The sequence below is a fragment of the Pedobacter nutrimenti genome (assembly GCF_032678445.1).
In the GTDB taxonomy this organism is placed as follows: domain Bacteria; phylum Bacteroidota; class Bacteroidia; order Sphingobacteriales; family Sphingobacteriaceae; genus Pedobacter; species Pedobacter nutrimenti_A.
The window spans coordinates 342,679-357,526 of the sequence record NZ_JAVTSQ010000009.1 but is presented as its reverse complement, the minus strand read 5'-3'; the positions used below and the strand labels follow the sequence as shown (position 1 = coordinate 357,526).

Here is a 14,848-nt window from a genome sequence, read left to right as displayed (position 1 = left end):
TTCATACGGTTATTTGATTTTGACAGCCAAAGCTAGAAAAAATTAGTCCAATCCTGGTTATAAAAACTTACAGAAATAAATAGAAGTGATGGACTTGTATGGTTAAATATAAATTCATTAACTTAGCACTACAATTATGACAGACAGTAATCTTACCTATCAGAAACAGATTTCCAGCCAGATCCTGGCGGCTTTCAGGTATGCTATGCTGTCCAAGCTCATCTTTGCTCAATATTCTTTCCTGTAACATTTCTTTAGGACGTACGCTTACGCTCTGATTTATAAAACGTTTCCCGTTTTTATCTGTTTTTAACAAACTTACTTACGTTAACCAAATATCTAACGATATGCCTATATATCATACTTTAGGATCCATTCCTGCAAAACGTCATACCGTTTTCCGTAAACCTGACGGTGAACTTTATGCCGAAGAATTGGTGTCTACCGAAGGGTTTTCAAGCTTGTATTCGCTTGTTTATCACTGCCATCCCCCTACTATTGTAAAATCACTGGGAGAACCTTACTCCGTGGAACCGAAAATTGCACGGGAAAAACACCTGAAACATACCAGTCTGATCGGCTTCAATATCAAACCGGAAGATGATTACCTGAAAAGCAGAAAGCCTGTATTGGTCAACAGTGACCTGCATATCTCTCTGGCTGCGCCAAGAAAATCCATGACGGATTACTTTTACAAGAACAGTCAGGCGGATGAAGTGATCTTTATCCACGAAGGCAGTGGAACGCTAAAAACAGGTTTTGGAAAGATCAAATTTGAATATGGCGATTACGTTGTGGTTCCCCGCGGCACTATTTACCAGATGGAATTCAATGGAGAAAACAATCGCCTGTTTATCATAGAAAGTTTTAGTCCGATACGCAGTCCAAAACGTTATCGCAATGAATATGGTCAGTTAATGGAACATTCACCTTATTGTGAAAGAGATATTAGAAAACCGACCGATCTGGAAACTATAGATGAGTTTGGTGATTTTAAAGTACTCATTAAAAAACAAGGATTGATCTATCCTTATACCTATGGCACCCATCCTTTTGATTTTATTGGCTGGGACGGATTTCATTACCCATGGGCTTTCTCCATTCACGATTTCGAACCTATAACCGGGCGTTTACATCAACCACCGCCGGTACATCAAACTTTTGAAGGACATAATTTCGTGATCTGTTCTTTTGTACCCCGGAAATACGATTATCATCCTTTATCTATTCCAGCTCCTTATAACCACAGCAATGTAGACAGCGATGAAGTTCTGTATTATGTAGATGGCGATTTTATGAGCCGAAAAAGCGTAGTGAAGGGGCAAATCACACTCCATCCGGGGGGAATTCCCCATGGCCCTCATCCAGGTACAGTAGAAAAATCTATTGGAAAAGAAAAGACAGAAGAGCTAGCGGTGATGATCGATCCTTTCCGTCCATTGATGCTAACTGAAGATGCCCTGAGCATTGAGGATGAAAGTTATCATAAAAGCTGGCAGATCAACGTAGAATAAAAGCCAACACGAGCGAATACTCACAAACAGCAATGAAACGAAACTAACTCTATTAAATAAAAAAACAATGTCAACACAAACATTTGCAGAAAAGATCTCTAAAGCACAGGATTTCCTGCCCATTAATGGAACCGATTACATCGAGTTCTATGTAGGAAATGCTAAACAAGCTGCACATTACTACAAAACAGCATTTGGATTTCAATCCCTGGCTTATGCAGGACCGGAAACCGGCGTTCGCGACCGGGCGTCTTATGTACTCAAGCAAGGAAAGATTCGTTTGGTCTTAACCACAGCTCTAAAATCAGAAAGTCCAATTGCAGAACATGTTAAAAAACATGGAGATGGGGTTAAAGTACTTGCTCTATGGGTAGATGATGCTTATAGCGCTTTTGAAGAAACGACCAAACGCGGTGCAAAACCATATTTGGAGCCTGTTACCCTGACTGACGAGCATGGCGAAGTTCGTATGTCCGGGATTTATACCTATGGCGAGACCATCCACATGTTTGTAGAGCGGAAGGCCTATGAAGGTATATTTATACCTGGCTATCAGGAATGGAAAAGTGATTACAATCCTTCAGATGCAGGTCTGTTATATATTGACCACTGCGTTGGAAATGTAGGCTGGCACAGAATGAATGATACGGTGAAATGGTATGAAGATGTTATGGGATTTGTGAACATCCTTTCTTTTGATGACAAACAGATCAATACAGAATATTCGGCACTGATGAGCAAAGTGATGAGCAACGGCAATGGCTTCTCTAAATTCCCGATCAATGAGCCTGCAGAAGGAAAAAAGAAATCGCAAATTGAAGAATACCTGGAGTTCTATGAAGGTGAAGGGGTTCAACATATTGCTGTAGCCACTAAAGATATTCTTAAAACTGTCTCTGAATTAAAATCCAGAGGGGTAGAATTTTTAAGTGCACCTCCGGAAGCCTATTATAATATGATGCCGGAACGCGTAGGCGAAATCGATGAAGAAATTGAAAAACTGAAAGCATTGGGCATACTGGTGGATTGCGATGAAGAGGGGTATTTATTACAGATCTTCACTAAACCTGTAGAAGACAGGCCGACTTTGTTCTTTGAGATTATACAAAGAAAAGGGGCTCAGTCTTTTGGTGCGGGGAATTTTAAAGCCCTGTTTGAATCACTTGAACGCGAACAGGAACTGAGAGGAAATCTATAGTTCTATTTAAAAATACTTATTCATAGTGAAAACTGAGAAGGCCGGTGAATATTTCCCGGCTTTTCTTTTAACACCTCATTCATAACATTCTTGTTTCATTTACAAAGCTCTGGTCTATGAACATGGATTATCATAAAAAATAAGTACTTTCGGTTCAAAAAAAGGCGATAAAAAGGGGAATGCTTAAGAACTGGACACATGAAATAAAGAGATTTGTAATACATTTTAGACTTGCATTCAAATTATTTCAAAAAAACGACCCTTTACGTCTGGCCGGAGCCACTGCATTTTTTGCAAATTTTGCTCTTCCTCCAATCCTGATTATCCTGATCAGATTATTTGGTTTTTTTATTGACAAAAAAGTCCTGGTTAACCGTCTTTTCGAAAGGCTTGCCAATCTACTGGATGACAGCAGCATTAAACAAATAAGGCAAACTTTAAGGAATATACGGGGGCTGGATCAGAACTGGTACGCAACGTTATTTAGCTTTATTTTCTTTTTGTTTGTCGCCACTACCTTATTCAGCGTGATCAAGAATTCCATGGACCAGATTTGGTCTATTGGTATCAAAGATAAGTCTTCCTTCTACTTTAAACTTAAATTAAGGGCCAGATCAATGGTGATTATACTTCTTGCAGGTCTGTTGTTTTTTGTGGGGCTTCTTACAGATAGTATTCAGGTATTTATAGGAGCCTATATCAAAACCGCAGCACCAACATTTAGCAAGTTCCTTCTTTTGGGTCTCAACCAACTGTTGTTTATCGCTATTGTAACCATTTGGTTTACGGTGCTTTTTCGCTTCTTAACCAATGGAAGACCTACCTGGGCTACTTCAATCAGAGGAGGAATTTTGACCGGTGTTTTTTTTGCAATTGGCCGTTACATATTACGCATCATGCTGCCATTAAGCAATATAGGAAACATATATGGCGCTTCGGGCTCTATAGTACTCATTATGTTATTTGTATTTTATTCGTCCTTTATCTTCTACTTTGGTGCTTGCTTTGTAAAAGTATTAAGTGAGGCCCGCAAAACTCCCATAAGGCCTATAAAAGGCGCTTTCAATTATGAACTTAAAGAGGTTTAGCCTGCTTGCTGTACCTGTTCATAACCCTGAACTTCAAAAACTGCAAGCTGATCCAGTAAGTTGTAATGTAGGGTACCGAAGAAGTTAACAATCCCGTCTTTATTTTTGCCCTCAATGCAAATGCTCTCTTTAACAATGTCTTTATGTTGTCGGTTACTGTCCTGGAGGATGGTATCTTCATCCTGAATCTTAACATCTTTTGCTTCGATAGAAAATTGTTTCAGCAGTTCAGAGAAGCTCCTGCCGTTGAGCAATAGTTCTTTAATTTTCATGGCCTTACAGTTTTTTTGAATAGATTTAGTTAGCGGTTTTCAATAGCAATTTTAACGCCAAAATAAAAGGGTAACTTATTAAAAGCTACCCTTTTATATAATCTATAAAAGCCTAAAGGCTTTAATCACTGTTATTCGCCAGAAAGACAATATTTCTGTTGAAAAAATGTGGATAAATAGTTTTTCTAGAATAATTTGTAAGCCAGACCAAAAGTAAACAAATTCAACTTCGTGTCATTGTATCCGTCTCTTCCTATTTTAGAAAGTCCTTTCTCATATCTAAGATCTATGCCCAAACCACCTATATCCAGGCCTGCACCAAATTGCCATGCAAAGTTCTGTCCTTTAAAGTCTCCTTTAAACACGTTTCCTGCAGCGGCACCAAAAGATTGCTTATCATCCAGGATAAAGGACACCACCGGACCAGTATTTAGACGTACTCCAATACCAGCAGCACCAATCTTGGTTCCAATCAGTACCGGAACATCCAAGCTGGTAAATTTCACTTTATTTTCTCCGCCAGCATCATTGGTTAGCGTGGCGTTTTTACCGCTTAAGTAAAGCTCAGGTTGTAAATGTATTCCTGCGGCGCCTATACGGGCCCAGAAACCTGCGTAGTAACCAGCGCGGTTATCGCTGTCAAATGTATTGCTGGTACTAAACTTGGAAAGATTCGCCCCTCCTTTAATACCAAACTGGAAACTTGGTAATACTTGACTGAATGCTGCTGCGCCAACAAAAAGAAATAATGCAGAAAGTAATATTTTTTTCATAATCAGTGTTAATGTAAAGTATTTAAATTTATGTAAAACTAAGAATATTTTTAATTCGAAGTATATTATGTAAATTTATGTACTATTCTGTACTAGTTTAAAATCAATTGTTTTATTCATGAGAAGTTATTTTTATGGTCAGTTATTAAATGGAATTTACCTTTAATTCTTACTCCCTAACGTTAATCTATTGCGGAACTATAACGCTCTTTATCTCCTATTATGTATATAACAGGGACCGGGGTGCCGTTCGATGGTTCGGGTTAATGATGCTCGCCAACGCGATATGGTCACTTGGTTACGGCTTTGAACTGGCCAGTTCCACACTAGCACAAATCAAGACATTCATCAATATTGAATATATTGGAATTGTTACCCTACCCCTGACCTGGTTCTTCTTTTGTTTAAAAATGACAGGGAAAGACCACTGGTTCAAAAAGCCAGTTAATCTCCTGATGACCTTATTCATTCCCGCTGCAACTTTGATTCTGGTTTGGTCTAATACCCACCATCACATACATTACAAAGACCTATATATCAGCTACAATAGTGATTTCCCAATGGCTGTAATCGTTCCTGGAATAGGATACAGGATTTTCACCATCTATTTTTATCTTTTACTGGGAACAGGAAGCTATTTGCTCATCAGCAAATTCAGAAAGGCAGACCCCGTCTATAAAAAGCAAAATTACAGTATACTTGTGGGTGCACTGATCCCCTGGATGGCCAATATCTCTTACCTTCTTGGATACAGGCCACTTGGGAATCTCGATGTCACTCCCTTTGCATTTATCGTGACCATTTTTCTGGTCTCCATTGGGATTTACAGGTTCAGACTCTTTGATATTTTGCCGGTTGCCAGAGAAAAAGTATTGGAATTGATGCAAGATGGCTTTATAATCCTTGATCAGTACCAAAGGATTATAGACTATAATGATGCATTTCGCAAGTATTTCATCATTAATGAAAAGATTATAGGTAAACATGCCAGCGAATTGTTTGGAACGCAGCTAAACTTTATGCACTATCTGCAAAGTAAAACTTCAGGAAAATTAGATCTGAAGATTGACACCTCCGGGGGAGTATTGGATCTTGAAGCAGACATCACACATATGATCGAAGATAATTTGAACAGCGATCTCACTATTGTCAAATTTCAGGACCAGACTGCTATTAAAAAAGAATCTTTAAAGATAAAAGATCAGGCGGTCGAACTTCAAAAGTTAAACCAGCTAAAGGATAGAATCTTTTCCATTATAGCACACGACCTAAGGGCACCACTTGTCAATTTATCCGAAGTGCTTAAAATGATTTCGAATGACATCATTACTCCTGAAGAATTCAAAATGCTTGCACCTATTTTAAGTAAAGACATTATCTATACCACTGATCTTCTGGAAAACATACTGCATTGGTCCAGGAGCCAGCTTAAGGGTTACGGAATTAATAAAGAATATTTTAACCTCCGAAATCTCATTATCAATGAAATAGACTATCATCAGCCTCCTGCATCTATTAAAGAAATCAAAATTGTACATAACGTTTTCCCCAATGTGATCGTGTTTGCTGATATGCTTATGATACAGATTGTGGTTAGAAATATCATCAACAATGCTATTAAGTTCAGTAATGAGGGAGGCATCATTGATATATCTGCCAGTTATCAGCGCACCGGCTTCGTTCATCTGTTGATTGAAGATAAAGGTATTGGAATGCCGGCTGAAGTCTTTCAAAATGTCTTTGGTGGCGCCAATATATCTACAAGGGGTACCATGCATGAAAAAGGAACAGGCCTGGGACTTATGATCTGTAAAGAATTTATGCAAAGGAATGATGGTGACATCACCGTAGAAAGTGAGCCAGAAAAGGGTACTATTTTTACGATTAAAATACCTGTTGACCCAGTAAAAGAATAAAGGTGCCCAAATTCAAATTTGGGCACCTTTTTGATTAACCGTTGGCGTTGTTAATGGCTTGCTTTTCTTTTAGGGCATCAACATTATTCTTATCGCCAAAATTCTGGGTTTTCTCCGCGAAATATTCCAATATTCCTTTAATAGTATCCAGGTTATCGGAAACCCTTTGATGCATATCAGGCAAATCTTTATCCAGTCTTTTATCACCCAGTTCTATGTTATCCACTTCTATTTTACCTAGCTTCTGGATAAGCGCCTGCTGTGAGTGCTGTAAGTCTTCCAATTCCCTTACTATCTTTTCCATCAACTCAAACTTCTTTAAAGTATCCATATTTTGTTTTTTAAATTAAAAATCAATCCTATTGAATAAACAACAAACGATATCCCCGTTATGTTTGATCAATAATGTCTGAGTAGAGAAAACAAAGACAATAAGTTTTGGTTTATTCAACAATACCTAATACTTTAGTTTTAAAGAAAATTACTAAATCCTATATTCTGCCGCTATGCGTTTACAAAAAAACATACTCTCCTTGTTCCTGTTCCTTCTTTTACCCATTATATTGCATGCCCAAAAAAAGTCGCTTCCCGATCCTGTCAAACTAGCAGAATATTATGAAAACCAGCAATATACTGATGCAGCAAATTATCTTCAAAACTTTTACAAAGAGGATGGTAAGGAAATTAAAATATGGAGACCGCTTGCTTATTGCTATATGATGACAGGGGATCTCTCTAACGCCGAACGGATTTATCTTAATTTAAATGCCTTGGAACCAAAAAACACAGCCTTGCTTTACAACCTTGGTACAGTAAATTTAAAAAGAGGAAATTTTGAAAAGGCAGGTAATTATTATAGAGAAATTCTCAGCATAGATAGTGCAAATTTCGATGCAAACAAACAACTTGCCCTCCTAAGTAAGGAAAATCTGGACTTTGAAACTGGTAAAGCAGAGGAGCAACTTAAATACCTGATACAGGCAAATAAACTAAACCCTGGCGATTCGGAGATTGCGGCGACGCTTTCGGAGGCTTATTTCAAATTTAACAGCTTCAACAAAGCTGATGAGGTATTAAAGCCTGCAATACAGGCAGACAGTGCCAACCTTCATTTGTTAAGAATCAAATTACCTGTTGCAAGGGCTTTAAAACAATATCCGGAAGCGATTCAAACCGGCTTAAAGCTCCTGAGCTTTGGAGACAGCTCAACTTTGACATTAAACCATCTTGCTAAATCTTATTTTGATCTTCTGGATTATAAAAATGCATTGAATTATTTCTTAAAAATCAAAGGAGAAGGCACCAATAACGAAAACCTCTCCTACTCCATTGCTTTATGTTACAGAGGTTTAAGAGACGCTAAAAATGGCATAAAATTCTTCAATAAGACTGTCACTCAAGGTATTTCTCCAAAAACCGCCTCTTATTATGGTCTGCTTGGGGAGGCCTATGAGTCCAATCATCAAAATGATGAAGCACTCAGCGCTTACAAACGAGGTTTGTTGTTCGAAAACAATGGCAGCTTGTATTACAATATTGCCCTTCTCTATGAGAACAAGTTAAACGACAAAAAAAATGCAGTCACCTATTACAATCTATACCTGAAAAACTTCAAGGAAATGGATAAAAATCCTAAACTTGCAGCCTTTATCAAAAGTAAAATAGATGACCTGAAGAGATAATTTATCTATTGATCAGTCTGGCTACATATTTCCCAATGATGTCAAACTCCAGGTTCACTGTGTCCCCAACATTGACTTCATGCAAATTGGTATGTTCAAGCGTGTAGGGAATGATAAACACAGAGAATTCATTGAGCTCGGAATGAACAACCGTTAAGCTGATTCCGTTTACACAAACGGATCCCTTTTCCACGGTAACATTCCCTCTTGAGGCGTCATAACGAAATCTATATTCTGAGCTCCCATCAAGACTTTCTCTTTTAATACATACTGCGGTCTGGTCTACATGTCCCTGAACAATATGCCCGTCGAGCCTTCCATTCATCAACATACAACGCTCAAGGTTAACTTTTCTACCCACCTCCAAACTTCCTAAATTGCTTTTTTCAAGCGTTTCCTGTATGGCTGTAACGGTATAAGTGCCTTCATTCAATTCCACCACGGTTAAACAAACTCCGTTGTGCGCAACACTTTGGTCTATCTTAAATTCCCGGCTAATATCAGACTGGATCTTGAAATGAAGGTTTGTTCCTTCTTTAACAATTTCTTTAACCTCACCAAGTGTTTCTATAATTCCTGTAAACATAAAAATCTTTAATATTAACTTCTGTTTCTCCTCCAGTTTGTGTCCTTTACGCTCGTTTCATCAGATAGATGGACCACATGCTGTTTTTTTAGGGCCAGTACTGCACTAAGCGCGGCTATAAACGCCTCTTGTTCGTCTTCTGCCTTAAGGCTATCGGCGTGAAAATATTTATTCACAAAATGTGTATTGAAATCTCCTGTTCTAAACATCTCATGCTGCATCACAAATTTACCAAATGCTAATGTCGTTTGTATGCCCGTAATGTCATATTCATCAATCGCCCTGACCATCCTGTCTATTGCTTCCTCTCTGTCTTTACCATAAGTGATCAGCTTGGCAATCATCGGATCGTAGTATATCGGAATTTCCATGCCTTCTTCAAATCCATCATCTACCCGTACCCCGTTGCCTTTGGGTGTGCGATAAGTCTTTAGCAAACCGATATCCGGAAGGAAATTATTTTCCGGATCTTCTGCATATACCCTGAGTTCTATAGCATGTCCGCTAATTTTCAAATCTTGCTGGGTATAAGACAATGCCTCGCCCCTGGCAATTTTGATTTGCTCTTTCACCAGATCCAGTCCGGTGATCATCTCTGTAACCGGATGCTCAACCTGTAAGCGTGTATTCATCTCCAGAAAGAAAAAATCCAGATTCTCGTCCAGGATAAACTCTACAGTTCCGGCCCCTACATAATTCACAGCCCGTGCTACATCTACTGCACATTTACCCATTTTTTGCCTGATCTCTTCTGTCAGGACAGAAGAAGGCGCCTCTTCAATGACCTTTTGATGTCTTCTCTGAATAGAACACTCCCGTTCAAAGAGATGCACAATATGACCATGCGTATCACCCAGCACCTGTATCTCAATATGTCTTGGCGAAGAAACATATCTTTCAATAAATACCGAACCATCACCAAATGCAGAGGTGGCCTCGCTCACTGCAAGCTGCATTTGTTCTTCAAAATCCTCTACCTGGTTTACAACCCTCATTCCTTTTCCACCCCCACCTGCAGCAGCTTTGATCAAAATCGGAAAACCAACCTCTACTGCACGAAGTTTTGCTTCGGCCACATTGGTTATCGCTTCTTCAGTTCCCGGCACCATTGGAATATTGTACTTCAAAGCCGCTGCTTTAGCAGATAACTTATTTCCCATAATTTCCATGGCTTCTGGTGTTGGTCCAATGAGTATTAGCCCCGCCGCTTTTACTTTTTTAGCAAAATCTGCATTTTCAGACAGAAAACCATATCCAGGGTGGATGGCCTCCGCCCCCGATCTCCTGCAGGCCTCGATAATGTTCTCAGCAACCAGATAAGACTGGTTGGAGGCCGCAGGGCCGATACAAATAGCTTCATCGGCATATCTTACATGCAAAGCTTCCCGGTCTGCTTCCGAAAAAACAGCAACGGTTTTAATCCCCATTTCTTTAGCAGAACGCATAATACGCAAAGCGATCTCTCCTCTATTGGCTATTAAGATTTTATTCATTAATAATCTTTATATAATTATGGAATCAAATTCTTCAGAATGTCTGCTGCCTGCTCAATCATTTCCGCGGAAACATCCAAATGCGTAACAAATCTAATAGTTTTTGGCCCAGTAGCGTTACATAAAATCCCTCTTTTGTTCAATTCATTGATTAATCCTGCCGTAGAAAATGACTCATCAACATCAAAAAGGACAATATTGGTCTCCACTGGCATAACACCGGAAACATATTTTGTTTGTGAAAGGACCTTACCTAACACTTTTGCATGTGCATGGTCCAGGGACAAGCGGCTAACCTGATGGTCCAGGGCATAAATACCTGCAGCAGCTAAAAACCCAGCCTGCCGCATACCACCTCCAAAAACCTTCCTGATCTTTCTGGCCTTTTGTATCATTTCTTTTGAACCTAACAGCACAGAGCCCACGGGAGCCCCCAGCCCTTTCGATAAACAAACTGATATTCCATCAAAACAGGAACCGTATGCATAGGCTTGATCTCCTGTGGCTTCCAAAGCATTAAAAATTCGTGCACCGTCCAGGTGAAGTTTCAAGCCGCGGGCTTTACAAAGCTGGTAAATAGGCTCAATATCCTTCAATGTATAACAAGCGCCTCCCCCCTTATTTACCGTATTTTCCAAAACAACAAGGCTCGAATTGGGATAGTGTATATTTTCCTCATTGATTTCCCGCTCAATCATTTCTGCTGTCAAAATCCCCCTTGTCCCATTTAGTAACCGGACAGAAGCCATAGAGTGATAGGCAATTCCACCACCTTCATAACGGTACACATGTGCCGTCTGATCACAAATCACCTCATCCATCGGTTGTGTAAAACATTTAATAGCAATCTGGTTGGTCATTGTACCAGAGGGACAGAACAATCCTGCCTCCATATTAAACAATGCAGCAAGTTTATGTTCCAATTCGGAAACGCTCTCATCTTCGCCAAAAACATCATCGCCAATTCTGGCTGTCATCATTGCCTCCAGCATGCCCGCTGTTGGCTTGGTTACCGTATCACTTCTAAGGTCAATCTTTACCATCCTATTTCTTAAAATACATGAACACAAATATTAGCTTTTTATTACTTTAGTTTCCCACCATTACTTTTTTTTTACAATTTTTGACTCAAAAAACTGAATTCCGGAAAACGCCTCAAATACCACCAAAAAAAACACCTTAATAACTATAAAACAACGAATTAATACGGCAAAAAGCACTAAAAAAAACACCTCGCCATTTGTCAAAAAAACAGAAATCAGCTATTAAAATTTGGAATTCAAAATAACAAATGTAATTTAGGCTTAGTGTTTTTTTAACAATATCTTAATTCTGTAATTTAAGACCCCATAAAAGACCCCATTTTTCGAGTCAAAATCCTCCGGATTTAAGGTGAGAATTTTGTTTCTTTTTAAGGCAATTAAACGACAGAAATTGAGACGAGCAACCTTGAAACAATATAAATTAAATTGAATAAAAAAGGCATAAATCAAATTAAAAAAATGATCTGATGAAGCCTCTTTTATACGAATAAAAAAACAAATAGATTCTAATGAAAAAAAATCACTCAGAAGTGGTCGTATTTTTTACTTTTATCACCACAAAAACAAATTAAGATGATAGTTATTGCAGACGGTGGTTCAACCAAAACCAATTGGTGCTTAATTAATGAAGCAGGTAGAAAAATTCATTTTAATACAGAAGGATACAATCCTTACTTTTCAAGCACAGAGTATATCATTGATTCGTTAAGAAAAACTCTTCCAGACCATGTGGAAGCAGATAAACTGACTGAAGTTTATTACTACGGTGCGGGCTGCTCAACAGATGCCAAAAGAAAAATTGTTGAAGACGCTATGCAACAGGTATTTCCTAATGCAAAAATAAGCATAGGCCATGATTTGATGGCATCGTGCAGAGCTTTACTTGGTGATGAAGAAGGATTTGCTGCCATTCTTGGAACTGGAACAAACAGTTGCCTTTATGATGGCACCGACATTACCCTGAATATTGATTCTCTTGGTTATTTCCTAGGCGATGAGGGAAGTGGGTGTTTTATTGGAAAACGCATTTTAAGTGATTACATGAAAGGCTATATGCCAAAAGGCTTAAGAGAGAGTTTCTATGATAACTTTGCCTTGACCAATGAGGATATTTATGATCATATCTACAACAAACCCCTGCCAAACCGTTTTTGCGCAAGTTTCAGTAAATTCTTATATGACTACAAAGATAACTATGAAGACTATACTTTCTCTACGATAGAATATGCTTTCACAGCCTTCTTTGAGAATCTGGTGATCCATTATCCAAACTACAAATCGTACAAATTAAACTGTGTGGGTTCTGTAGGATATAGCTTCAGAGATATCCTAAGCATTGTGGCCGACCGGTATGAAATGGGTGTTGGAAAAATTATTCGCTCACCTATAGATGATCTGGTAGATTATCATTTGAGTAAATCAAAAGCATAAAAAAATCCCCGGAACTTAAATTCCGGGGATTTTTTTTTATTAGAGAAACCGGTCTTAAAAAGAGATCTCTTTACCAAATAATTTAGCGTATTTCCTCCGGTCAAATTTATACAGCATAGCCGCTCTGAAAGAAACCCCCTTTTGCTTTTCATCCAGTTCTTTCAGTACGCCAAAACTCAGCATCTTTTTTCTAAAATTCCTCTTGTCCAGCTTCTTGCCAATGATCAGTTCATATACATTTTGCAACTGGGTTAGTGTAAATTTCTCTGGTAACAGCTCAAAAGCAATGGGCTGATGTTTAATCCTTCGTTTAATTTTTTCCAGGCCCTTTTCAAAGATCATCTGGTGATCAAAAGCCAGTTTCGGAAGATCGCTTACATTTTTCCAGAAAGCCTTTTTCGCATAACTTGTAAGGGGTTTTAAGGCTTTGTCTCCGCCGAGTCTCAGCAATGCATAATAGGCAATACTGATTACCCTACCCTGAGGGTGGCGCTGCACATCTCCAAAGGTGTAATATTGCTCCATAAAAATATCACCCAGACCAGTAAGTTCCTTCAAAATCCGCGAAGCGGACTGATCCAGACTCTCGTCTACCCTAACCAAATTTCCTGGCAATGCACACCAGTCTTTAAATGGTTCTTCATTTCTTTCAATCAGCAGAACTTTTAATTCTCCTTCATCAAATCCGAATACAACACAATCAATAGAGAACGTTGAATTAAACTGTGGTAAATCTTCTTTCAAACCATTAAATTTTTAAATACAGAAGCAAATAAATGTACTTGATGCAATATTACATAAAAAAAATAAAAATAAATTACTTAGTGTAGTAAATACACACTATATTCGTAATATAATTAAGATGAGACCAAATATAAAAAATATCGCTGTACTTACCTCTGGAGGAGACGCTCCGGGGATGAATGCTTGCATAAGAGCTGTTGTTCGAACTGGCATATACAATGGTATTAATATGTTTGGAGTTTTACAAGGTTATCAGGGGTTAATTAATAATAATATTAATCCGATGGATGCTCGCTCTGTAAGTAATATCATTCATCTTGGTGGTACAATCTTAAAAACAGCCCGTTGTTTAGCATTTAAAACAGAAGAAGGAATGGAAACAGCCTTCCAAAATTTAAAAGCCCGTGATATTGATGGATTAATCGTAATTGGTGGTGATGGCACATTTACCGGAGCCCGTAATTTTTCCAAAAAATATGACATTAAAGTAATGGGTATTCCAGGTACCATCGACAATGATCTTTACGGTTCAGACTTTACCTTGGGTTACGACACAGCTATTAATACCGTTATAGAAGCTATTGACAAGATCAGGGATACTGCCGATTCTCACGACCGTTTATTCTTTATAGAAGTTATGGGCCGTGATTCAGGATGTATCGCATTAAGAAGCGCCGTAGCAAGCGGTGCTGAAGCCGTCTTGTTGCCAGAACGCCACACCAGTATAGATGAACTTGTTGCCCAGTTGGCTTCAGGTGCAAGTACTAAAAAATCTTCCAGTATCGTTATTGTATCCGAAGGCCATAAAGCTGGCGGAGCTTATGATATTGCAAAAAAAGTGAAAGAGAAATTCAACCATTACGACACCAAGGTAACCATATTGGGACACTTGCAGCGCGGTGGTAGTCCAAGCAGTTTTGACAGGATTTTAGGCAGCCGTTTAGGATTTGCTGCTATTAATGAAATGTTGAAGGGCAATACCAGACAAATGGTTGGTTTACGTGGAAATGACATTAAAACAACCAGCATAGATGATGCTTTAAGCAATCATACTTTTAAGTTGGAAAGTGATCTGTTGGAGATGACAAAGGTTTTATCAATATAACAT

The 14,848-nt window shown here is 38.6% G+C and carries 14 protein-coding genes; 7 read left to right on the top strand and 7 right to left on the bottom strand.

Annotated features, from left to right (window positions below; all coding sequences use genetic code 11):
- The first annotated feature begins 347 nt into the window (after positions 1-347).
- From R2S08_RS18245 to R2S08_RS18235, 3 genes are all read left to right on the top strand, one after another.
- The gene (locus tag R2S08_RS18245; protein ID WP_133780184.1) at positions 348-1,514 is read left to right on the top strand and encodes a homogentisate 1,2-dioxygenase; all 1,167 of its coding nucleotides are present in this window, start codon (positions 348-350) and stop codon (positions 1,512-1,514) included.
- Positions 1,515-1,581: 67 nt separating this feature from the next.
- Positions 1,582-2,712 carry a 4-hydroxyphenylpyruvate dioxygenase gene (gene hppD / locus R2S08_RS18240; protein WP_316836469.1) on the top strand — a complete coding sequence of 377 codons (1,131 nt, stop codon included), beginning with the start codon at positions 1,582-1,584 and terminating at the stop codon, positions 2,710-2,712.
- 179 nt (positions 2,713-2,891) lie between these two features.
- Positions 2,892-3,800, top strand: coding sequence for a YihY/virulence factor BrkB family protein (locus R2S08_RS18235; protein WP_316836468.1), 909 nt, complete (start codon positions 2,892-2,894; stop codon positions 3,798-3,800).
- Here R2S08_RS18235 and R2S08_RS18230 read toward each other — a convergent pair.
- The gene (locus tag R2S08_RS18230) at positions 3,797-4,072 is read right to left on the bottom strand and encodes a hypothetical protein (protein WP_316836467.1); all 276 of its coding nucleotides are present in this window, start codon (positions 4,070-4,072) and stop codon (positions 3,797-3,799) included. The two genes, R2S08_RS18235 and R2S08_RS18230, sit on opposite strands and share 4 nt — an antisense overlap.
- A gap of 185 nt (positions 4,073-4,257) precedes the next feature.
- Positions 4,258-4,845 carry a porin family protein gene (locus R2S08_RS18225; protein ID WP_108553566.1) on the bottom strand — a complete coding sequence of 196 codons (588 nt, stop codon included), beginning with the start codon at positions 4,843-4,845 and terminating at the stop codon, positions 4,258-4,260.
- A gap of 149 nt (positions 4,846-4,994) precedes the next feature.
- On the opposite strand from R2S08_RS18225, the gene R2S08_RS18220 reads away from it, so the two are divergent.
- A complete protein-coding gene (locus tag R2S08_RS18220) occupies positions 4,995-6,761 on the top strand; it encodes a histidine kinase N-terminal 7TM domain-containing protein (protein WP_316836466.1) in 1,767 nt (588 codons plus the stop codon).
- Between the two features lie 34 nt (positions 6,762-6,795).
- Here R2S08_RS18220 and R2S08_RS18215 read toward each other — a convergent pair whose 3' ends face one another.
- Entirely contained in the window at positions 6,796-7,092 is a 297-nt protein-coding gene (locus tag R2S08_RS18215) for a hypothetical protein (protein WP_316836465.1), read from the bottom strand.
- Positions 7,093-7,267: 175 nt separating this feature from the next.
- Between R2S08_RS18215 and R2S08_RS18210 the strand changes: the two genes are divergently transcribed.
- Entirely contained in the window at positions 7,268-8,443 is a 1,176-nt protein-coding gene (locus R2S08_RS18210) for a tetratricopeptide repeat protein (RefSeq protein ID WP_316836464.1), read from the top strand.
- Between the two features lies 1 nt (position 8,444).
- Here the strand turns inward: R2S08_RS18210 and R2S08_RS18205 are convergent, their stop codons facing one another.
- From R2S08_RS18205 to R2S08_RS18195, 3 genes are read right to left on the bottom strand one after another with little or no spacing between them, the layout of a single operon-like run.
- Entirely contained in the window at positions 8,445-9,029 is a 585-nt protein-coding gene (locus tag R2S08_RS18205; protein ID WP_316836463.1) for a riboflavin synthase, read from the bottom strand.
- Positions 9,030-9,043: 14 nt separating this feature from the next.
- Positions 9,044-10,522 carry an acetyl-CoA carboxylase biotin carboxylase subunit gene (gene accC / locus R2S08_RS18200; protein WP_316836462.1) on the bottom strand — a complete coding sequence of 493 codons (1,479 nt, stop codon included), beginning with the start codon at positions 10,520-10,522 and terminating at the stop codon, positions 9,044-9,046.
- 17 nt (positions 10,523-10,539) lie between these two features.
- Positions 10,540-11,565: a GntG family PLP-dependent aldolase gene (locus R2S08_RS18195; RefSeq protein WP_316836461.1), complete on the bottom strand. Its 1,026-nt coding sequence runs from the start codon at positions 11,563-11,565 to the stop codon at positions 10,540-10,542.
- Positions 11,566-12,138: 573 nt separating this feature from the next.
- On the opposite strand from R2S08_RS18195, the gene R2S08_RS18190 reads away from it, so the two are divergent.
- Positions 12,139-12,996, top strand: a complete 858-nt coding sequence (locus tag R2S08_RS18190) for an N-acetylglucosamine kinase (protein ID WP_316836460.1) — start codon at positions 12,139-12,141, stop codon at positions 12,994-12,996.
- 54 nt (positions 12,997-13,050) lie between these two features.
- Here R2S08_RS18190 and R2S08_RS18185 read toward each other — a convergent pair whose 3' ends face one another.
- Complete coding sequence (locus R2S08_RS18185) at positions 13,051-13,740, bottom strand: NUDIX hydrolase (RefSeq protein WP_108555819.1); 690 nt, start codon at positions 13,738-13,740, stop codon at positions 13,051-13,053.
- A gap of 118 nt (positions 13,741-13,858) precedes the next feature.
- Here R2S08_RS18185 and pfkA point away from each other — a divergent pair, with 118 nt between their 5' ends.
- A complete protein-coding gene (pfkA, locus tag R2S08_RS18180; protein ID WP_316836459.1) occupies positions 13,859-14,845 on the top strand; it encodes a 6-phosphofructokinase in 987 nt (328 codons plus the stop codon).
- The last annotated feature ends 3 nt before the right edge of the window (positions 14,846-14,848 follow it).

What these genes read in the sequence shown, in the direction of transcription:
- R2S08_RS18210 (WP_316836464.1), top strand. Translation starts at nt 7,268, where the DNA reads ATGCGTTTACAAAAAAACATACTCTCCTTGTTCCTGTTCCTTCTTTTA.
- R2S08_RS18235 (WP_316836468.1), top strand. Translation starts at nt 2,892, where the DNA reads ATGCTTAAGAACTGGACACATGAAATAAAGAGATTTGTAATACATTTT.
- R2S08_RS18205 (WP_316836463.1), bottom strand. Translation starts at nt 9,029, where the DNA reads ATGTTTACAGGAATTATAGAAACACTTGGTGAGGTTAAAGAAATTGTT.
- R2S08_RS18220 (WP_316836466.1), top strand. Translation starts at nt 4,995, where the DNA reads ATGGAATTTACCTTTAATTCTTACTCCCTAACGTTAATCTATTGCGGA.
- R2S08_RS18230 (WP_316836467.1), bottom strand. Translation starts at nt 4,072, where the DNA reads ATGAAAATTAAAGAACTATTGCTCAACGGCAGGAGCTTCTCTGAACTG.
- accC (WP_316836462.1), bottom strand. Translation starts at nt 10,522, where the DNA reads ATGAATAAAATCTTAATAGCCAATAGAGGAGAGATCGCTTTGCGTATT.
- R2S08_RS18195 (WP_316836461.1), bottom strand. Translation starts at nt 11,565, where the DNA reads ATGGTAAAGATTGACCTTAGAAGTGATACGGTAACCAAGCCAACAGCG.
- hppD (WP_316836469.1), top strand. Translation starts at nt 1,582, where the DNA reads ATGTCAACACAAACATTTGCAGAAAAGATCTCTAAAGCACAGGATTTC.
- pfkA (WP_316836459.1), top strand. Translation starts at nt 13,859, where the DNA reads ATGAGACCAAATATAAAAAATATCGCTGTACTTACCTCTGGAGGAGAC.
- R2S08_RS18215 (WP_316836465.1), bottom strand. Translation starts at nt 7,092, where the DNA reads ATGGATACTTTAAAGAAGTTTGAGTTGATGGAAAAGATAGTAAGGGAA.
- R2S08_RS18225 (WP_108553566.1), bottom strand. Translation starts at nt 4,845, where the DNA reads ATGAAAAAAATATTACTTTCTGCATTATTTCTTTTTGTTGGCGCAGCA.
- R2S08_RS18190 (WP_316836460.1), top strand. Translation starts at nt 12,139, where the DNA reads ATGATAGTTATTGCAGACGGTGGTTCAACCAAAACCAATTGGTGCTTA.
- R2S08_RS18245 (WP_133780184.1), top strand. Translation starts at nt 348, where the DNA reads ATGCCTATATATCATACTTTAGGATCCATTCCTGCAAAACGTCATACC.